The sequence below is a fragment of the Bacillus sp. ISL-51 genome, assembly GCF_018613535.1.
GTDB lineage: Bacteria > Bacillota > Bacilli > Bacillales > Bacillaceae > Bacillus.
In genome coordinates, this window is the sequence record NZ_JAGGQB010000011.1 from 14179 (window position 1) to 34183 (window position 20005).

At 41.6% G+C, this 20005-nt stretch carries 15 protein-coding genes and 4 pseudogenes; 5 read left to right on the top strand and 14 right to left on the bottom strand.

Translation table 11 applies throughout. The features are described 5' to 3' along the window. Positions 1 to 31: 31 nt before the first annotated feature. The 3 genes and pseudogenes from J7E26_RS14345 to J7E26_RS14355 all read left to right on the top strand — a co-directional run. Positions 32 to 367: pseudogene (locus J7E26_RS14345) on the top strand (glucuronoxylanase); the annotation flags it as partial. Positions 368 to 562: 195 nt separating this feature from the next. Further along, positions 563 to 1270: a response regulator transcription factor gene (locus tag J7E26_RS14350; protein ID WP_214798992.1), complete on the top strand. Its 708-nt coding sequence runs from the start codon at positions 563 to 565 to the stop codon at positions 1268 to 1270. Positions 1271 to 1272: 2 nt separating this feature from the next. Next, complete coding sequence (locus J7E26_RS14355; protein WP_214798994.1) at positions 1273 to 2676, top strand: sensor histidine kinase; 1404 nt, start codon at positions 1273 to 1275, stop codon at positions 2674 to 2676. A 56-nt stretch (positions 2677 to 2732) separates the two neighbouring features. On the opposite strand, the gene J7E26_RS14360 is transcribed toward J7E26_RS14355, so the two are convergent. Next, positions 2733 to 3041, bottom strand: a complete 309-nt coding sequence (locus J7E26_RS14360) for a magnetosome magnetite crystal formation protein family (RefSeq protein WP_214798996.1) — start codon at positions 3039 to 3041, stop codon at positions 2733 to 2735. A gap of 891 nt (positions 3042 to 3932) precedes the next feature. Between J7E26_RS14360 and J7E26_RS14365 the strand changes: the two genes are divergently transcribed. Further along, positions 3933 to 5069 carry an alpha/beta hydrolase gene (locus tag J7E26_RS14365; RefSeq protein WP_214798998.1) on the top strand — a complete coding sequence of 379 codons (1137 nt, stop codon included), beginning with the start codon at positions 3933 to 3935 and terminating at the stop codon, positions 5067 to 5069. A gap of 207 nt (positions 5070 to 5276) precedes the next feature. On the opposite strand, the gene J7E26_RS14370 is transcribed toward J7E26_RS14365, so the two are convergent. Further along, positions 5277 to 5828 carry a TetR/AcrR family transcriptional regulator gene (locus J7E26_RS14370; protein WP_061670834.1) on the bottom strand — a complete coding sequence of 184 codons (552 nt, stop codon included), beginning with the start codon at positions 5826 to 5828 and terminating at the stop codon, positions 5277 to 5279. Between the two features lie 279 nt (positions 5829 to 6107). On the opposite strand from J7E26_RS14370, the gene J7E26_RS14375 reads away from it, so the two are divergent. Next, complete coding sequence (locus tag J7E26_RS14375; RefSeq protein ID WP_214799000.1) at positions 6108 to 7052, top strand: ketopantoate reductase family protein; 945 nt, start codon at positions 6108 to 6110, stop codon at positions 7050 to 7052. Between the two features lie 450 nt (positions 7053 to 7502). On the opposite strand, the gene J7E26_RS14380 is transcribed toward J7E26_RS14375, so the two are convergent. The 12 genes and pseudogenes from J7E26_RS14380 to J7E26_RS14435 form a co-directional block, all read right to left on the bottom strand. After that, positions 7503 to 7766 (bottom strand): hypothetical protein, encoded by a 264-nt coding sequence (locus J7E26_RS14380; protein ID WP_214799002.1) that lies wholly within the window; start codon positions 7764 to 7766, stop codon positions 7503 to 7505. A 347-nt stretch (positions 7767 to 8113) separates the two neighbouring features. Beyond that, a complete protein-coding gene (locus J7E26_RS14385; RefSeq protein WP_214799004.1) occupies positions 8114 to 9760 on the bottom strand; it encodes a YndJ family protein in 1647 nt (548 codons plus the stop codon). Next, positions 9754 to 10371: a DUF4166 domain-containing protein gene (locus tag J7E26_RS14390; protein WP_214799007.1), complete on the bottom strand. Its 618-nt coding sequence runs from the start codon at positions 10369 to 10371 to the stop codon at positions 9754 to 9756. Before J7E26_RS14390 ends, J7E26_RS14385 begins: the two co-directional genes overlap by 7 nt. A gap of 4 nt (positions 10372 to 10375) precedes the next feature. Further along, positions 10376 to 11188, bottom strand: a complete 813-nt coding sequence (locus J7E26_RS14395; RefSeq protein WP_214799009.1) for a hypothetical protein — start codon at positions 11186 to 11188, stop codon at positions 10376 to 10378. A 268-nt stretch (positions 11189 to 11456) separates the two neighbouring features. After that, positions 11457 to 12536, bottom strand: a pseudogene (locus tag J7E26_RS14400) (MFS transporter). A 76-nt stretch (positions 12537 to 12612) separates the two neighbouring features. Beyond that, positions 12613 to 13614 carry a LacI family DNA-binding transcriptional regulator gene (locus tag J7E26_RS14405; protein ID WP_214799011.1) on the bottom strand — a complete coding sequence of 334 codons (1002 nt, stop codon included), beginning with the start codon at positions 13612 to 13614 and terminating at the stop codon, positions 12613 to 12615. 86 nt (positions 13615 to 13700) lie between these two features. Further along, a complete protein-coding gene (locus J7E26_RS14410) occupies positions 13701 to 14537 on the bottom strand; it encodes an SDR family oxidoreductase (RefSeq protein WP_214813593.1) in 837 nt (278 codons plus the stop codon). Next, positions 14534 to 15536, bottom strand: a pseudogene (uxuA, locus tag J7E26_RS14415) (mannonate dehydratase). Before uxuA ends, J7E26_RS14410 begins: the two are co-directional and overlap by 4 nt. Before the next feature lie 66 nt (positions 15537 to 15602). Beyond that, on the bottom strand, positions 15603 to 16238 hold the full coding sequence (locus J7E26_RS14420; RefSeq protein WP_214799015.1) for a bifunctional 2-keto-4-hydroxyglutarate aldolase/2-keto-3-deoxy-6-phosphogluconate aldolase: 636 nt from the start codon (positions 16236 to 16238) through the stop codon (positions 15603 to 15605). A 26-nt stretch (positions 16239 to 16264) separates the two neighbouring features. Then, positions 16265 to 17202 (bottom strand): annotated as a pseudogene (locus J7E26_RS14425) (zinc-binding alcohol dehydrogenase family protein); the annotation flags it as partial. Positions 17203 to 17268: 66 nt separating this feature from the next. Further along, a complete protein-coding gene (locus tag J7E26_RS14430) occupies positions 17269 to 18225 on the bottom strand; it encodes a sugar kinase (protein WP_214799017.1) in 957 nt (318 codons plus the stop codon). Positions 18226 to 18550: 325 nt separating this feature from the next. Further along, complete coding sequence (locus tag J7E26_RS14435) at positions 18551 to 19963, bottom strand: alanine/glycine:cation symporter family protein (protein WP_214799019.1); 1413 nt, start codon at positions 19961 to 19963, stop codon at positions 18551 to 18553. Positions 19964 to 20005: the final 42 nt, after the last annotated feature.

Sequence of the window (20005 nt, forward strand, 5' to 3'; positions counted from 1 at the left end):
CGCTGATTGCAGTCAGCGGCATTTTTTATTAAAAGGAGATTTTCAAGCTTATGTTTGGTGGTACATCCGCAGATCATACGGTCCTATGAAAGAAGACGGTACAATCAGCAAACGCGGTTACAATATGGCTCATTTCTCGAAGTTTGTGCGTCCTGGCTATGTACGGATTGATGCAACGAAAAATCCCGAACCGAATGTTTACGTCTCAGCATATAAAGGCGACTAAAGTCGTGATTGTTGCCATTAATAAAAGCAATACAGGGGTCAACCAAAGAATGGATCTGCTTCGCAAGTATCTAGATGGATCACGAGCAGCAGCAATCTTCATCCTGGAACGGATCTCAATGTAACGGGCAATCATTTTTAGGCCCATCTTCCAGCTCAAAGCGTGACAATATTTGTCGTAAAGCGTTAAAGGCATCATCATAGCAATAAGCCAATTTTCTCACTCGAAAAAGAAAATTGGCTTATTTTCTGTGAGTAGAAGAGAAGTGTTGATTTTTTTAACTATGCACGGACATTGGGTATAATAATGACAATGACCTCAAGGAGTGAACAATGTATGTCACGACATCACAACAAAGTTTTAATTATAGATGACGAAAAAGAAATTTTGGACCTGATCAAAACAGTATTAATAAGAGAAGGCATTGATCACGTGATCACCGCTTCTACTGTCCGTGATGGATTGGCTCAATTTCATCAAGAAAATCCAGATCTGGTTTTATTGGATATCATGCTGCCAGACGGTGAAGGCTATGATATCTGCAAGCAAATAAGAGATATTTCACATGTTCCGATTATCTTTTTGTCGGCAAAAGGAGAGGAAACGGACAAAATTGTGGGACTTGCCATCGGCGGGGACGACTATATTACAAAACCCTTCAGTCCTAAAGAAGTAGCATACCGGGTCAAAGCACAGCTAAGAAGATCATCTTACTTACAGCCGTCCCAAACTGATACCGTGATAAAAAAAGGGCCCTTTGAATTAAACCAACAACAAGCCGAGCTCACCAAAAACGGAGCGGCTATTGAGTTAACACCGAAAGAACTCATGCTCATGACCTATTTTTTGCAGCATCCCAATCGCGTGATCAGTAAAGAAACACTCTATCAAACGGTATGGGGAGAAGATTTCTTCGGTTCTGACAATACGGTGATGGTTCATATACGCAGACTCCGTGAGAAAATAGAAACCAGCCCATCAAAACCAGACTTTCTCGTCACAGTGAAAGGGTTAGGCTACAAATTTGTTGTAAAGGATGCTTAAGTATGAATTGGCGATTAACAGGTAGATACATGGTATCTGTCATCATAGTGACCATCATTACAGTCTTCATTAATTTATTTGTTTTTATGATTTGGCTCGTTTTCCAAGCGAGCAGCCATCATGATGACGATCAAAATACGCCGGAATCCTTCACGAGATCATTCCAACAATATGTCACCTTATCGAACAATGGTATCACAGTAAACAAAGAGGGACAAAAAGCCTTAAAAGAACAGAATGCATGGATTCAAATATTGGATGAAAACGGACAAGATGTTTATCATGATAGAGAACCTAAAGGACTGAAGAAAAAATATACGCCTATTGAAATTGTGAATTTACATAAATATAAGGATGAGCAATTATTATCAACCATTTACGCCAGCGGAAAAAAAGTGAACGGCAAGGAGTACAGTTACTTTATAGGGTTTAAAAATCCCTCTCTCGCAAAGTATATCCTCTCATATGATACCAAGGAATTAGTGACGAAGTTCAATGTAGGGACCATCATTTTATTATCAATAGATGCAGTGATCGCGTTACTCATTGGGTATCTATTCAGCCGGCAGCTCACAAAACCGCTGAGTCGTGTCATTCAAGGAATCCAACGATTAGCTAATGGAGATTACACGATCAAATTGCCATCCAAAGGCATTTATAAAGATGTGTTTTATAATGTCAATCACTTATCGGAACAACTATCATCAAGCAAAAAAGAAAAAGATAAATTAGAGCAAATGCGTGAAGAATGGATCAGTCATATTTCTCATGACATTAAAACACCATTAGCATCTATTCAAGGCTATGCAGAAATCATCAAAGATCCGAATTATCCTCTTTCAGACGAAGAGATCAGAGATTACGCCCAAATCATTGAGAATAAATCACTCTATATCAAAGATGTGATGGAGGATTTAAATTTAACGACAAGGCTGAAAAACAACGATGTGATGTTAAATAAAGAGCAGGTAAACCTTGTAGCGCTGTTACGGGAAACATTAATTGATATTTTAAACGATTCTAGATATGCGGATAAGACCATTGAGCTTCAAACCAACGAAGAAGAATTGATACTGAATCTCGATGTGATCTTGATAAGAAGAGCGGTCACGAATCTCATTTTGAATGCCCTCGTACACAATGATCCTGATGTGAAAATCGTTGTACAGCTTGAACAAAAAGAACGAACCCATGTGACAATTAAGGACAACGGCAAAGGGATAGAAGAAGAGGAGCTGGAGAAAGTGTTTGATCGCTATTACAGGGGGACGAATACAGGGACGATGCATGCGGGATCTGGTCTTGGGATGGCCATAGCAAAGGATATTATCCAAAAGCACGGAGGGGACATCACCATTCACAGTACCGCGGGGAAAGGGACAACGATAGATATACAATTATCATAATGGCTATACAAAAAAACGGTTCTGTTGATCAATAACAGAACCGTTTTTTTCACCTATTATTCCGAAAACACTTTGATTCCTTTGACAATGTTCCAGATGAAAAAATAGATCGCCATAATAAACGTAACGGCATAAGTCGCAAGCAGGAAAGGCCCAGCATGTCTAATATCATTCATACCAAGTAAACCTGAACCGATGATGCCAATTCCAAAAATCAAATAAGGAATCAGATGCGTCCACAAAGATTTTTTCGCATGATATTTCACATCGTCCTGACCTAAGAAATAGACGATCATCGGAAACAGAAACGGCGCAAAAAATACACTGAAGTAACATAATGAAGACAAAATTTTATTTTCTCTCAAACCTTTTCACCTCTATGATTTATTGAAGGGGAATCCTTTTGACTGAATCCCTCACTGAAGTACAATCTTATTGTACAACTCCAACCTTAACCTGTATTAATCCGAACCTTACATTAACCTTACATTAACAAGTACGGGCAAGGGCTAGTCCTGTTACAGCAACCTTTTAAATATATATATTTTTCTGGTTTCTTACGCCGTTTGAAGAATGCCATATTGAGACTCATCACATGTAGCGTATCTAAATGGAAGAAGACTTAACTGTAGAATATGCAATCATTATGTATGGAGTTCATCACGTCAGAGCTTTCACTAGACCCATGCAGAATAGATAACTCTTGATGATTTTGACTAGGATACGATAAAGTATACCGCCAGAAATCACAAAGCTTTGAATTTCTATAACAAAAAGAGACTTGAAGGCAATTGTAGAGGAAGGAGATGTACAAGGAAGTAAATATAGATCCATTTTATGCGTTGTAAACACTAGTCAAATAAGTATTTTATCATTTAATGGATCCACTTTTATGTTCTCTTTACAGAAAGTAAAAGTGGATCCATTCTGAACGACTGATGCACTATTACTGAGATATTATGAATATTTATAGAAGGGTATTGTAGAACCTTGTCGAAATTTTATAGAAAAATCTTGTTAAAAGAGGTGTGCACATGTATTCGCCCATTAACATTAAAAGAAGCAGCAAGTTTGGAAATAATTATTGGGAATCATATAGTCCTAAACTAAAAAGGAATGTTCGCTTGTTCAGTGATCTAGAATACGATTTTTGGGTTCTTGTTGAAACAGACCCTAAAACAGTTTTGAAAAGCGCTTATAGCGCAATGTATGTATTGCACATTCGCCACTTTTATTAATTAAGGGGGAACAAGAGAATGAAAACTTATGACGCATTTCCAGAACCAATTGGCGGCTATACTGTCGGTCGAACCCAGATGGATTTTGAGTACACGGCATCAGATCACTCAAAAAGAGAACTGACGGCGTTTGTGTACTATCCGTCCGACAGTAGCGAAGGTAAGACTACATCAACGTACATGTTTCCTGAAGTCTACGAGATGTTTAATGAACAGCCACTTCTCACTGCGTTGAAGGATGCTTTCTCTATAGATATCAAGACCCAGTGTTACGACGACCTTGCTCTCTCTGGGAAGGAAAAGCGCTATCCGGTGTTATTCTATGTTTGCGGCGGGGGCGGTTCTCCAGAATGGGGCACAGTGATCTGTACAGATTTGGCAAGCATGGGATATGTTGTGGTAAGCATCGGCCATCAGAATAGCACGATGTATAAGCGTAAAGACGGGCGCCTGTTTAATGTATCAAAGGATTTTTCGGATGTCATTATGGCGTTTTCTGAAGATCCGGAGATGCTGGCGTTGGCTGGTAAGATGGAGATGCGGCCTGACGATGAGACTGCCGTTGAGATGTGCCGTAACGTGCTTACACTCCCGGTACTTGCCAAGTTAACAGAGTATAGTGAGTTACAGGCAGAAGATGTAAGGGCTGTAGCCGATTATCTTTACAAACTGGACTCTGGAGAGGAGAATTCCTTCTTTAAGGGCAGATTGCTCTTTGACATCGGCATGGGCATAGTCGGACATTCTTATGGAGGGCTTACGACGGCGATGGTTTGCCGGGACGACGACCGGTTCGCCTGCGGGATTGGCTTGGATAGCGGTGCGTTCGGCCTTCTCGACAGCGACCTTAAGAAACCCTTCCTGCTGCTGTTTCGTGAACCCAACTATAATATGAATGCGATAATTGGCGCTAACAATAGCAGGGAAACCTATTATTTCTCTGTTGATCGTGTTGCGCATTTAGATTACTGCGACATCGTGTTTACCAGTGTTAATGAGGAACTCAGAGGCGAACGGGATGCTATGGAGATGCGAAATCTTGTTACAGACTATACGAAGAACTTTTTTGATCATTACATACTGCAGAAGGCTGCAAGTGTGGAAAGTCTGGCATACGATGGCGTGGACTTGATCAAGAAGACCAGCAACAAGTGACATAACCGAGAGGTTGCTGTTAAACGCATGTCAAAGAGCTAGCCGTACAGACACAGAGCCGATAACCCTATTACGCGGTTATCGGCTCTCTCATATTTCAGGCATTGTTTTCTATTTGAGATGATAAGCGGTGTTTTCACCGTTGAAAAACACACATGAATTCAAATTCAAAAATGATCAGTATGAATAGCCAATAATGGATACTCTTTATTTAAGTATAATCTGATTTCGTTCTAGTAAAGTCCATAAATGTTCGGTGATTTCTTCTACAGGATAAGGCATCAATTGCGTTATCCACCACTCTATTACACCAATTATTGCGGAGGACCAAAACTGAATGAGGATCTCCTTGTTCATATTTTGATTTATTCCATTTAATTGCAATTGTTCCCTTAACCCTTCTTTCATGACAGTTAATAATTTATTTCGGAAGGTGGGGACCCCTTTATTTGTTAACAATGTATGGTAGATAAAAGAGTGTTCCTCTAAATATTTAAATATCTGTAGTAAAGTTGTTTTAGAAGGGTAGCTTCCAGAACCTTTGGGCAAGCAATAAATAAGCAATTCCTGTATTTCTCTTTCAATGCATTGTTCTAATAAATCGAATTTATCTTTGTAATGTAAATAGATCGTTCCTCTATTTACATCTGCTCTTTCCGCAATGGAGTTTATGGTGATATCTTCAAAATCGTTCTCCGCGATTAAACTAATAAGTGCTTCCTCTATAGCTTTTTTAGATTTTTTAATTCTTTTATCCATAATATCCTCCCTAATAGGATCGTTTAATTAAAGAATAGACCCATTACGTTAATTATAATGAACAAAAGTATAAAAAGAAACAGATGTTTATTTTCTTGTTAATGAACAAATACCTTTAATCTGTTCATTATTAAACAATATCTGTTTAATTAACTATTGAAGCATAGATAGACTGTTGATAAAATTGAAAAAATAGACAGTTGTTGAACAATCAACAACCATCTATTAATATCATAAAAAACTTTAACTATAAAGATTCTATAGAAGGGGAGTTTTACGATGAAAGTATTGGTTTATGGTGCTGGTGTTTTGGGAAGTTATCTTGCCCACTCATTATTACGAGGAGGAAACAATGTTTCCATTTTAGCTAGAGGGAGGCGGTATGAACAATTGAAAGAAGATGGAATTGTTATTCGACATCATTTCCAACGAAAAAATACTGTCGATGCAGTAAATGTAATTGATAAACTACAACCTGAAGAACACTACGATCTCATATTTGTGGTGATGAAATACAATCAATTTTCATCGGTTCTCCCGATTTTAGCTGAAAATATAAGTAACAATATTGTGATTGTTGGGAATAACGCTGATGCTGCAAATATGCAAACATTCCTAAATAAAAATAGCAAAGTTAAAAAAAATATTGCGTTTGGTTTTCAAATTAGTGGGGGGATGAGGGAAGAAAATGGTCGTGTTATTTTTATTCGGGGGGGAGGACAAATGGTAATCGGTAGCTTAGACGGTGGCTTATCATTTAAATCTACATTAGAGAAGGCTTTTAAGGAAGCGAAACATAAACTAAGTTTTAATGAAAATATTGATGGTTGGCTTAAAAGTCACTTCATACCGATTATTGCTATGAACTCAATCCATTATATCAATAACTTTGACTTTAAAAAAATAGTGAAGGATAAGAATGCATTAATGCAGATGATTTCTGTAATGGATGAGGGGTTTATGGTTTTAGAAAAACTGGGATATCGAATTGACCCAGCATTTCAAGTGAATATGGTTCGTAACCATCGAAATTTTGTCTACCACGGTTTGAGAATATTTCACAAACTTCCGATGGCTAAACTTTTTGAGTGCTCCTTTAGCGAGATTAAAGCCTTATATGAAACATTTGATGAATTGAAAAAGGAAGCGAATATATCAACTCCAAATTTGGACGACCTTCAAAAACGATCAACTTCTAAGTATAGAGATGAGGTCAATCGTTAGTAATTCTCATATAAAATGTATATCTACCAAATTACTCATATAAATTCAATATAATATCACGATTGTGAAATAAAACGTATACCCCCGTCCTGTTTTGGATGGGGGTATACGTTTTGGAAGCATTTAACTCTTAACAAAAACAACTCAATTTATGACCCATTTTTACACGTACCCCGGCTGAGGGTGGATAAGGGGGGATAAATTAAATGATGGGAAAAGTAGAGATAAGGGTCTCAACAACAACAGAGGATGAATTTTCGAAATGGACCCTTGTTCATGTCCTAAATGGAGCCTTATCGAAAAGAAATCCAATATGAATTTCATTTTATCTAGTTTACATAATATATATTCTAGGAAGTTATGTTTTGAAATGAAATTCTCGTCTCACTAACTAAGTATACTTAAGAAAATGAGACGAGATTTAAAAAATAGAATTCATTTACGTTTTAATTACTTGTATACATAACAAGTTCCATCGATAATTGATACACATGTATAGGTATCATGATAAGATCTGCCTTCACCGTCTCTAAAGAAAACAGTTACAGTACCGTCACCATTCCATTGGAATTGATAACCGTCTTTGTATTTGTTTCGAATGGGTGTTAAATCTTCGGGCTTGACTGCCGCATTCACTGCTGGCGTTCCAGATACTAGCAAGGCTCCAACTAGTGCAACAGCTCCCACTATTTTTTTGACTTTGTTTTTAAACATCAATATTACCCCCCTTGTCATTTTGTGTCTATTAAATGCTCGTCCATTTAGCAGACAACCCGATTTTATCACTCTAAAGATGAAAAAAATGTCTAATTATGTAGAATCGAGATAAAATTCTAATAAAATACACATTTTTACAAATCATTTTCATCTGTATTTTGATGATTCCGCTAAGTATACATTGAAAGCATGAAAACGATCTTAAAATTGATGTATTTAACATATTTCTTACAGCGTCCTTCAAAATTCATATAAAAAAAGGCTGCCGGCGATTTCCGGCAGCCTAAAATCCCTTAGAGTCCTCTTTGGAAAAACTTCCATATCCCTTAAACGCGTCCCTCTCATCAGCTTTTATACGATGAATTTGGATTGCCGCATGTAATCCGATAATTCACAGTAAGAAATTTCATCCCAAACAGCCACATGCGGTGAACGGCTGTCAATCGGTTGTCGCCCTGTGCTGTTATGAGAAACGTTTCCGACAATGGAAGGCTGCATGTTCCAAATTTCGTTTGCAGATAGATCCCCTCGTCACCCGCTCCGCTTTTTCTTCGTCTGCTTGTCAGCATGAGGCTCTCTTTATGATGATAGGGCTTCAGAATACCTGTCATTTGGCTGAACGGAAGCGGAAGAGAAATATTCATGTATCCCTCCCCGTTTGACCTGTACACAGAATACAGCGCAGTGAATATGGTTTCCTGTTTCTCATTTGTTCTGATCCAGGCACGGACCTTTTTCCTGCCGTCTTTACTGGAATCAACGCCTTTTATTTGACTGTGCATCGTATACCAGTCAGGATTCATTGAGAGATGAATTTGTCCGGTTCTTCTGCTGAACCGTTCATAGATATGTGCAAACGGCCGAAACCACGTACTCCATGTCACTTTTGCTTCTATATCATAATTAATCGTTTTCTCATAAAACGAAAGAATTGCCGGCGTTAGTTTCTCTGCTGAAAAATGGTCGGAATGAAGGTCATTCATTTCATCAACCAGCCCAGTATAATAATCGTTAGTTTCCGCATGAATGTCAGCCAAGAAATCGCTACCTATCGCTCTCTTTCCGTAAATACGGCTGAAAGTCTGTACACAGTGCTCATCAAATGGCCTCGGATTTTCCATTCTCCAGCCTGCCAGAGCCGGCAAAATAACGCCGCATGCATTGACGGTCCCGTGAATCCAAATCATTTGGCTGATGGTAAGTGTCATTTCTTCACGATAAACACCAAAAGAATAAATCAGAGAGAAACAAATCGTAATCATTAATACGGCCGATGAAGTTCGAATCAGCAATTTCCCTGTCTTCGTCTGAAATGGTGCCCTAAAAACGAGATATGCGTTTATATACAGTGCTGACATGTACATTCCGACTGCAATAAGATCAAGTGTCTTTGAGAATGTAATGCCCATTGCGATAAGCAGCGGCGAGAGCAGAATGATTCCCGTGCTCCAGCGGTAAAGACCCCGTCTTTCTCTTATGATTCTGCCGAGTAAGCCGTTAAAGATCGGAATAAGAAAAGCAGAATAATGAAAGTGAACAGCTGTCAGCAATATAATAAGCGGACCGAAATGCATAATATCCATTTGTGAAACATAAGCAAAAAACCAAAATCCTCCGCCAGCCAAATAGATAAGGCCGAAGATAACCGAAGTTTCTTCTATTCTATGTATGTTTGTCTTCCATAGCCTCACCACACCATACACAGCCAATAAAATGGTGTACAGCCACCACAGCAGCGCAAAAAAGCTGATATCCGTAATAAAAGCCAGTGCTGCACATAAAGCTGCTGCCGGATAACACTGTACTAATACGTTTTCAAATGGTTGAACCTCACGATCAGCCGTTTGTTGAAAAACAAGAGGAAAAACACCCGGAACGAAAAATAGAACGGATAACAGGACAAGCGCCTCTGCAGCAGACACATGCGGGGCTTCAGCTGCAAAAAATCCTATAAAACAAATCATGCTGATCACACTGTTTCGTTTCAGCATATATCTCCCCCTTCTTCCTTAAATGTTCCTTGATAATAGAAAAGGGTGCCGAGAATCATATTCTCCACATGCACTTGTATAGTAAAACAATTCATTTCTTCATGATAGCTCTCGTAAACGGAGGATGTGCCGCAAAGCCATTTTGGAAGCGGAATTTTCTTTCCCAATATCAATAACCATTGCCTTCCCGATGTGATGTTAAGCGCCCCGTCTGAGGTTGCTTCTAAATGTAAAACAGACAGCAGAATGTACGGTTTGCCGAAGTAATCAAGAATTCGTTTTTCTTGTTCGTCATATACCATAACTGCGTCAAAGAAACGCTTTTTGCCTTTAAAGAAAAATGTTCGGTTCCATTCCACACCGATATGCTGTTTCGTATAAAAAGTTTTATTTTGAATGGTGAAAGGGATGTCCTTCCCGCTCTCAGAGAAGAAGCATCTAAAGAAGACACCAAACTTCAATAGCATTCTGACGACAAATGAGCCTTCCTTTATGTCTGACATGATTCCTTTTCCGATGAACGTGTGTGATTCGTCTAATTGATAGCGTTTTTGCAGCTGAGGATGTAATAAGTGATAATTAACGATTGATTTTTCATAAATTGAACCCACAACTTCACTTCTTTCTCTTTCGTTTTGTATGCCGGGCGCTCGGGAGCTTAAGACTAAGAATAATTCCCGCAGCCGTAATCGCTCCTAACAAAACAGATAATAATATTCCCGATGGCAAAAATGCTGATACAGAAAAGATACATACCTGTCCGGCATGAAGCAGCCATTTTCTCCCGAAAGGAACCATCCATAAAATACCCAAACCTGACTCTAACGCCCCTGCTATTCTGTTTGCTTCAAGAAAAAAATCTGCAAACCCTTGATGAAACCAATACAAACTGAAAAACAAGCACAACATGACATAGACGAATCCGCAGTAAGCCGATTTCTTCGGGTGTCTGTTCTGCTCAATCCAAAGCCGCAAAGCATCAAAGCTCCACGCCGTGGCCCAGCTTAACAGCGGCCGAAATACAAATCGATCTATCAATCTCCCGGGCAGGCCGTATGCTGTTTTATATTGGTATTGGGTCATGAACGTGATACTCCGGTTATCATGCGGTCTATACTTCCAATAGCCCCTGCCGGTTTCAATCAGAGATAACGGATGATCGGAGTGAAAGGCCAGGGAAGATACCCAATGAGAAGAATGCTGATTGGTGCCTCCAACTGTTTCCCCAGTGCCAGACACCTTTAATCCAAAACCTATCCTTGTCTCATAAAGAAATTTCTGCGGTTCGTTTGGTTTTCGATGAAGGTACGTAATATCTGAAAAACGCAGATCCCATTCCTTATGAAGCGCTGGGTTTTGCGTATATTCCCAAAGCGTATTCAAATCAGATGTTATGTCAATTTCCACATAGATCGGCTCCTGTTTCATACGCCCTCCTTTTTCCCTTCTTTTGTAAACACTCCCTATATTAGCATATTGATAGATTGAATGGCAGTGTGACTCCAGACTTTTGCTGACCCCGAGTCCGGTCTCCGATATGTCATCCCTTGTTTCCCTTTCTTTTCTTTAAAAGATGCCTTGGTTTGCAAACAAAAAAAGACCGGTTATCTGCCGGTCTTCAATCATTTCAGATGTCTTCAGGCCGCCATTTCTCATCTGAACGCCCGCTGGGTTCTCATCCACCGTAAAGGCCCTTTTAATAAGAAACCGTATCTTCGGCATCCGATCCAGCAGATTTGCTGATGATCAGACGGACGAAACGGATAACAGCAAGAGAAGCAAATACAGCTAAGCCGCCAGCCAGCAGGAACGCTCCAGAGAACGTACCGGTTTTGTCAACGATAAAACCGATTAACGCAGGTCCGATAATACCGGCCGTGTTTGCGAGGAAATGCATGAATCCGCCAACGGATTCGACATTTTTTGGGTCTGCCACGTCTTGAATGATAGCCCAGTAGATGGAACCTGTTACATACAAGAAGAAAACAGATAAAGCGACAAGTATGACGGCGCTTACAGTAACGGTGACAAGTCCGGCAAATCCGATGAATACTGCGGAAGCAAACAGACAGGTGACAAGAATCACTTTACGCGAGAACAGCACGCCTTTTTTGGCCGCTTTTTTAAATACATAATCGGAAATAAGTCCTCCGGCTGCCAGACCGATAAAACCCAGAATCTATGGAATAACAGTGACCACGCTCATGAATTCAACACTTAATCCCCGTTCGTCCACCAAGTAGCTTGGGAACCATGTCAGGAAGAAAAATAAGATGTAGTTATAGGCGAAAAAGGCGAAAGCCGTGAATAGTACAGTCTTTTGTTTCAGATAAAAGGTGAGCGGAATTTCTCATGAGGCGCCCCGTCCGCCTTCATTGTTGCCGGCGCATCCCCCATTGGCTCTGCCGGTTTTTCTTTTACGAACTTAAACCAGCACAGCGCCCAGACCAAACCAATGATCATGATGAGTACAAAGGAAACCTTCCAGCTGAACGCAACAGCAATCATACCGACAATCGGACCGGAAATCGCTCCGCCCAGCGGCGTACCGCTGCTTGTCACTCCGATGGCTGATGGATGCTACTCCGCCAACAAAGTTAAAGATAGCGTAACCGACAGAGAAACTGCTGAAGATCAAACCCATTTGGGTTGCAGACAATGTGAGTTCGTCCTGAATAAATGGAGCTGCAATCGACAGTGCCGAACGGTTCAAATAGTTTATGACACCGGCTAAGAATAAAAGAACAATCACTGGAAGCCTGTCTTTTGAAAACATGTAAACCTCCCTACATTTTTAATATTCTGACATTTTTAAAAACCGGCATAAACCGGTTTAGTTTTACTGAGAGGCCTTACCCGGAATGCCTTGCCATAAGAGAGGGCTTATAGCGGTGCATCCACTCTGCTTCTGATTCTTTTTTTTGGATTTGACGGAGAAGAATGTCAGCCGCTCCTTTGGCCATTTCAACCGCAGGCTGGACAATGGTCGTAACCGGCGGGGTAAAGAAACTGGCAAAGGAAACTTCGTCGATTCCGATGACCGCTGCATCCTCTGGAATGGCCATGTTTTTTTCTTTCATATACTTTAAAGCCTCAACGAGCACAATATCGTTTCCTGCCAATATCGCTTCCGGCGGTGTGTTCAGTGCAAACAGCTCCGAAAGCGCTCTTGGAATATCATCTGTATCTGCCGTTTTGATGTACTCTTCACGAATCGGAAGTCCATGCCTTTCCAGCGCCTTCTTGTATCCTTCGATTCTTTCTACCCTGGGACTGATCTTGCGAATAATAGATGTGGTAATGATGGCGATCCTGTGCAAACCTTTCTCCGCAAACCGGTCAACAGCAAGCTTTGCTGCATAATGGTTATCAAGCATGACCGTCTGAATCCCGAGCTCTTCAATCGTTCGGTCCATAAATACAATCGGAAACTCATCGCGTTTCATCTTTTCATACAGTGAAAGATTCTCGCCTGTTGGAAAAATAATAATGCCATCCACCTGCTTGGCACGCAGCATTTCAATATACTTCTTTTCTTTAGCAGGCTCGTCATCCGCATTGCAGACAATAATATGAAATCCTTGTTCATGGAAATAGTCTTCAATTGCCCGGATGACTTGGGTGGAAAAGGTGTGAAGGATATTGGCGACTACTACTCCGACTGTAAACGTTGATTTCTGCTTTAAGCTGCGGGCTACAAAGTTTGGCTGATAATTCAGCTCCTGAATGGCTGCCTCTATTTTTTGTTTCGTTTTTTCACTCATATAATCAAAGCGCCGGTTTAAAAATTGAGATACGGTACTTTTAGAAACGTTTGCATGTTTAGCTACATCAGCGATTGTAATGGTTTTCATAAGTCATCCCCGTCTGCCTTCATTTTTCATTAGTATAAGCCAGAAATAAACTCATTACAAACTAGACAGGGAGACTGGTATATCCGTTAAACTCCGGAATATGCCATAAATCCTCCATCAACAGGGATGGTAATTCCCGTTACAAAACTTGAGTATGATTCATCCGCCAGCCAAAGCAGCGTTCCCAGCAAGTCCTCCGGTTTCCCGAAGCGTTTAATCGGTGTACCGGCAATGATTTTGTTGGAGCGGTCCGTATAGCTCCCATCTTCATTTATCAACAAATCGTGATTTTGTTTGGTGAGAAAGAATCCTGGTGCAATCGCGTTGACCCGCAAACCGGTTTCTGCGAAATGAACCGCCATCCACAATGTAAAATTATTAATTGACGCTTTGGCCGCACTGTAGGCCGGAACCTTCGTCATAGGTGAATAGGCACTCATGGATGAAATGTTGATAATCGACGGTGACTCAGCCTTCAGAAGGTCTTTGCCAAACACCTGAGAAGCGAGAAATGACCCCGTAAAGTTTGTAGAGAATACGGTGGCAAATCCGTTCTCATCCATATCAAAGAAGGATGTTCCTTCCCCCTCTTCTTCATAAGTCTCACAATCAGTGATAGCATCCGGATGGTTTCCTCCCGCTCCATTGATTAAAAGATCGATGGAGCCAAACCGTTCAAGAATCTTATCTTTTGCTTTTTTCAATGATCCGCAATCCAAGACGTCAGCAGAAACAGAAAGAGCAGTTCCGCCGGCCTCCGTAATGTCGTTCACGACGCGCTGTCCTTTTTCGGCACTTCGGTTCACTATCGCGATTTTCATGTTGTGGCGGGCAAGTTCTTTTGCCATCGCTGAACAGAGCACACCGCTTCCGCCTGTTATGACAGCGGCTTTACCGGACAAGTTTTCATGAATCGGTATCATACTTCCGCCTCTTTTTTCACCAAAGACGCATAGGCATCCCACAGTCCGTTCAAGTACATAATCCCTAAAGCGCGATCATACATACCATAACCCGGTCGGCATTGTTCACCCCATATATGGCGGCCGTGATCCGGTCTTACATACCCTTTGTAACCTTGGTTGTGAAGTTCTTCTACTACACCTTGGATATTGATGGACATCCTTTGTCAGATGAGAAGTTTCTACAAAATCACCGGTATCATAAAAATCTTTACATTACGTATGTGTGAGAATGGAGCAATGCCGGCATAGTGTTTTGCGATCTCCGCCATGTCATTGGCGGGATTCGCACCCATTGAGCCTGTGCACAACGTGATGCAGTTGGCCGGTGAATCTGATATCGCCCGAAGCTTTTCGTAGCTTTTTGCCCCGGTCATAGCCAAAAATAGACCAAGGCGGATCATCGGGATGAATAGCCATTTGAATGCCATGCGCTTCAGCAACCGGCAGAATCTCTTCTAAAAAGAATGTCAGATTGGCCCAAAGCTGTTCTTCATCGACCGTTTTGTAGGCTTCAAACAGCTCTTGAATCCGTATCATTTTTTCCGGCTCCCATCCTGGAAGCGTCATATCGGAGGCTTCCGCCACCATGCGGATCAGCTCTTGGGGCTCCAAGCTCTCTACTTTTGCTTTTTCAAAAAACAAAGCGGTTGAACCGTCTTCCAGCGGTCGGAACATATCGGTGCGGGTCCAGTCAAAAATCGGCATGAAATTGTAGCAGATCACTTTTACGCCAAATTCGGAAAGGTTGCGAATGGTTTGCTGATAGTTTTCAATGTACTGGCCGCGTTCTTCATTTCCGAGTTTGATCGCTTCATGAACATTCACGCTTTCTACAACTTCTGCATGAAACCCATGGGATTGAATATATTCGACTTCCGCTTTAATTTCTTCTTTCCCCCACACTTCACCCGGCTGCTTATGGTGGAGGGCCCAGACGACGCCTTTAACTCCTGGAATCTGTTTGACTGGTCAAGTGTTACGGTATCATTGCCTTGTCCGTACCATCGAAACGTGATATTCAAGTTACACCCCCGTATATTCAGACTTCTTGCTGACGTATTCTCTGCTGAGTGACACAGCTGCTTCATATCCGCCCTTTTGATAGGCCTTGGTTAAATCGCTCCCCACACCGACAGCAACCGCTCCGGCACTCAGCCAATCATTCATATTATTCAATGAAATGCCGCCTGTCGGCATGATGCGGACATTGGGCAGAGGTCCATTTACTGACTTGATAAATGAGGGATCAAATGTAATGGCAGGAAACAGCTTCATTACATCACATCCGGCTTCAAGCGCCGATGCCATATCCGAAATGCTCATGCACCCTGGCAAATAAGGAACGCTGTACAGGTTGCAAAGAGACGCAATGTCCTTTACAAAATGAGAACTGACGATAAATGTCGCTCCGGATAAAATGGCATGTCTTGCTGTTTCTGTATCCATCACAGAACCTGCTCCAAGAAGAACATCCATATGACGCAGCTCCTTAAAGACGTCTTCCACTTCAGGAGTTGTATATGTAAGCTCGATTGCATTGATCCCCCCCGAGATGGCCGCTTTTGATACTTGTATCGCTTCATGGCTGTTCTGACCGCGGACGACCGCCACTACTTTTTCTTCCAAAAGCTGCTGGTAAACGAAGTATTTAGGCAGCATGTTCACTCCTCCTTTAATCAAACGTATGAAAACGTATGAGTAACGAGCCCGTTATGCGTTAATCTGCCTTCATTCAGTAACTCTATCACTCTCGGAAACTGATGTGTTTGCAGTCTGGAACCGGTTATCGTGACTTCCTTTTTCGTAATCGGCAGCTGTGAAATAGCTGAAGCATTTTCATCAAATCCAAGAACAACCACATGTCCGGCCGGAGAAACCGCCTCAATGGAAAGTGCGAAAGTGGCTGGGAGGCAAACGGCATCAATGACCACGTTGGCTCCTTCATTTCCGGTCCATTCATGAACTCTCCGAATGATATCTTCTTTTTGTACATTTACGATACGGTCCGCACCGTTTTCTTTGGCAAACGCTAAACGCTCTTCATTTAAGTCGGTCACCATGACTGAAGCGCCCTGCAGCTTAGCCATTTTTAATATGCAGATTCCGATGGGGCCCGCCCCCTGGATCAGAACAGTGTCTCCTTGTTCCACCTGTCCCCTCCATACCGCTTGAGCGCCTATAGTGTAGGGTTCTGCCATGACAGCTTCTTCCCACGGCAAATAGGCTGATACCGCATGCAGCTGCTTTTCCGGCAGCACAACATATTCCCGCATCCCGCCTTCTTCATGAACACCGAAGACAGAAAGCTTTTCACAAACATTCGGCCGCCCTTTTCTGCAGGCATAGCATGTTCCGCAGTAAGATATCGGCTCAACAACTACATGGTCACCTATCTTAAGATGCCGGACACTAGGGCCAATCTCTTTTACTTCACCTGTTACTTCATGCCCAATGACTCTCGGCAGTGAAGCCAATGGATTTGTGCCATGATAAATATGCAGATCTGAACCGCAAATTCCCACCCGTTTACTTGGACGAGAACGTCATCGGCTTGAATGACGGCTGGCTTTTCTGCCTCCGTTATCACCAAGTCATACGCTCTCCGTACTTGAACCGCTTTCATTTTCTCACCTGCTTTTTAAGAATTTATCCCCGCACTGCCGATCGGTTCTTATTTTGATTTTTAACCTTAACGCTCAACCACCGTCTCTTTGTTAACAAATGTTAAAACCTCTTCCAAAAGGGGCAGCCCCTCATTATCACCGGAAACTGTTGTAACAAGCGCACCGACCGCATTGGCAAACTCCAGACGTTTCTCAGGTTCAAATTTATGCAGATAACTGTATAAGTAGCCGGCATCAAAGCCATCACCCGCTCCAACCGTATCAGCAGTTGCTACCGAAAATGCTTCCTTTTCGATCCACTGATTTTCACTATACAGAGCTGATCCTTTTGCTCCGTCTTTAATGACAAGCTGACTGATAGAATATTTCTTTGCAAAAACAGTTAATTCTTCGTTTTCCTCAGTTCCTATGATGTTTTTCATTTCATCACGTCCTGTCAGCAGAATATCAATATATGGGAAGACCGTTTGGTAAGCTGCCCGTGCATCTTCAATCGTCCACAGTTTTAGCCGGACGTTCGGATCAAAGGATATAAGGATTCCTTTTTCTTTCGCCATGAAGAGCACTTTTTGAACAATATCCAAGTTTTTGCGGTCAATCGCCATAAATACCCCGGTAAGATGAACAATATCAATGCCTCTAAACATCTCTTCAGTAATATCTTCCGGTTCAAGTGTTAGGACAGGGGAGTTGTAACGATAATAAAAGGTCTTGCCTGCTCCGTCTTCTCTGATCTCCTTTACATTTAAAGAAGTGGGATAGCCTTCAACATAGGTGACGTCAGTCATATCGACTCCTTCTCCTTTAGCAAAGCTATAGATCACTCTGCCAAACTCATCCTTTCCCAGCCGGCTGATCCACTTTGAATAAAGACCCAGCCTTGCACAGGCAATGGCGAAATTCAATTCTGCTCCGCCTGCTTTTCTTTCAAAATGAGTAACAAAACGCAAAGGTCCTGTACTCGCGGGATTTAAGGTGATCATCGCATCACCTATAGTTAAAATTCCATATTTGGTTGACACATCTATACTCCTTTCATTTCGATATCGAATAGGAACTAAATCGGTTTAGTAAACCGATTTAGCAACACTTTATATGAAAAATCTTACAAATACAAGTAAAAATACTTTAAATTCAGAAAAATCTGTTTGCGATTCTGTAATCCTTCATGTTTCCTTACTGTCAGTGTATCATCGGCAAAAAAGGCACCCCTTCTAAGATTACGATTACAAGAAAAATCCCCGCTTTTTGTGCGGGGATTTTTCTTCAGCATTAAAAGCCCGGAAGATAGCTTTGACATAAGAAAAACCCCTTTACAGGGGTTTTTCAGGTGCAGTTTCATGCTGTTCAATTTGCAGCTTTATGCTCAGAGCCTGTCTGCTCTTCTTCTTCCCATGTTTCAATATGTTTCAGCTCGGGAATGTTCTTCGCTTTAAATACAGGATCAAGGCCTTTTTTGCGCTGAACGGCATAATCTTTATAGACCTTATATGCCACATTAGACAGCAGCAGTATCGCAATCAAGTTAGTCAGCGCCAATAAGCCCATAAACAAGTTTGCCATATCCCATACAATTTGGAAATTGGCTACACATCCGTATACAACCATTGCGATAACAAAAATGCGGTAAATATTGAGCCATGTTTTGCTTGTTTTGATAAATTCAATATTTGTTTCCCCATAATAATAGTTGCCGACAACCGAACTGAATGCGAATAAAAACATTGCAATCGCAATAAAAGTCGGCGCCCAGCTTCCGATATGGTGCTGTAAAGCGGCCTGTGTCACTTGGATGCCGTCGCCTTTAGGCGTTACGCTGTACAATAAAATAATGAATGCTGTCGAAGTACAAACGATAAACGTATCAAAAAATACGCCGAGAGTCTGAATTAATCCCTGCTTTGCCGGATGTGACACGTGTGCAGTTGCTGCGGCATTCGGCGCGCTCCCCATACCGGCTTCATTTGAGAACAGCCCGCGCTGCGCTCCGATAATAATAATGCTTCCTAAACTTCCTCCTGCAATTTGCTGAAGGCCAAACGCATTTTTCACGATCGTCATTAGCAGCTCCGGAACCGCCGTGATGTTCACAACAACAACATATAGGGCGATAATAATGTATAAACCCGCCATGACGGGAACGATTAATTGTGAAACAGAAACGACCCGTTTTAAACCGCCAAAAATAATAAATGCCGTTAGTACAGCTAAAATAACCGCAATAACCGTTTTATTTACATGGAATGCTTCGTCAAAAGCAACGGAAATGGTGTTTGACTGTACAGCATTAAAAATCAATCCGAATGAAACGGTAATCAAAACGGCAAATAAAACACCGAGCCAGCGCGCGCCGAGACCTTTTTGCATGTAGTAAGCAGGCCCGCCGCGGAAATCTTCACCGGAACGCACTTTATAAAGCTGCGCCAATGTGCTTTCCACAAAGCTTGAAGCCATTCCGACAATAGCCACAATCCACATCCAAAATACCGCTCCCGGACCGCCCGTTGCAATCGCTAAAGCGACACCGGTCAGGTTCCCGGTTCCGACACGCGAGGCTGCCGAGATAAAGAATGCCTGCATAGAGGAAACCCCTTTGGAAGGCCTCTCCCCCACAATTCTGAACATCTCAATAAAATAGTGAAATTGAACGAAACGAAAACGGAAAGTGAAAAACAATCCGATTCCTACTAAAATATAAACAAGATACTTCCAAATAAAATCATTTGGAACATTAATAATATCTTTAATAAAAGCCTCCATGTGTAACCTCCCTATACATCTTTTACTGTGATTTTCGCTTCT

Coding starts and splice junctions, on each gene's coding strand:
- J7E26_RS14350 (WP_214798992.1), top strand. CDS start 563: ATGTCACGACATCACAACAAAGTTTTAATTATAGATGACGAAAAAGAA.
- J7E26_RS14355 (WP_214798994.1), top strand. CDS start 1,273: ATGAATTGGCGATTAACAGGTAGATACATGGTATCTGTCATCATAGTG.
- J7E26_RS14365 (WP_214798998.1), top strand. CDS start 3,933: ATGAAAACTTATGACGCATTTCCAGAACCAATTGGCGGCTATACTGTC.
- J7E26_RS14370 (WP_061670834.1), bottom strand. CDS start 5,828: ATGGATAAAAGAATTAAAAAATCTAAAAAAGCTATAGAGGAAGCACTT.
- J7E26_RS14375 (WP_214799000.1), top strand. CDS start 6,108: ATGAAAGTATTGGTTTATGGTGCTGGTGTTTTGGGAAGTTATCTTGCC.
- J7E26_RS14380 (WP_214799002.1), bottom strand. CDS start 7,766: ATGTTTAAAAACAAAGTCAAAAAAATAGTGGGAGCTGTTGCACTAGTT.
- J7E26_RS14385 (WP_214799004.1), bottom strand. CDS start 9,760: ATGCTGAAACGAAACAGTGTGATCAGCATGATTTGTTTTATAGGATTT.
- J7E26_RS14395 (WP_214799009.1), bottom strand. CDS start 11,188: ATGAAACAGGAGCCGATCTATGTGGAAATTGACATAACATCTGATTTG.
- J7E26_RS14405 (WP_214799011.1), bottom strand. CDS start 13,614: ATGAAAACCATTACAATCGCTGATGTAGCTAAACATGCAAACGTTTCT.
- J7E26_RS14410 (WP_214813593.1), bottom strand. CDS start 14,537: ATGATACCGATTCATGAAAACTTGTCCGGTAAAGCCGCTGTCATAACA.
- J7E26_RS14420 (WP_214799015.1), bottom strand. CDS start 16,238: ATGCTGCCTAAATACTTCGTTTACCAGCAGCTTTTGGAAGAAAAAGTA.
- J7E26_RS14435 (WP_214799019.1), bottom strand. CDS start 19,963: ATGGAGGCTTTTATTAAAGATATTATTAATGTTCCAAATGATTTTATT.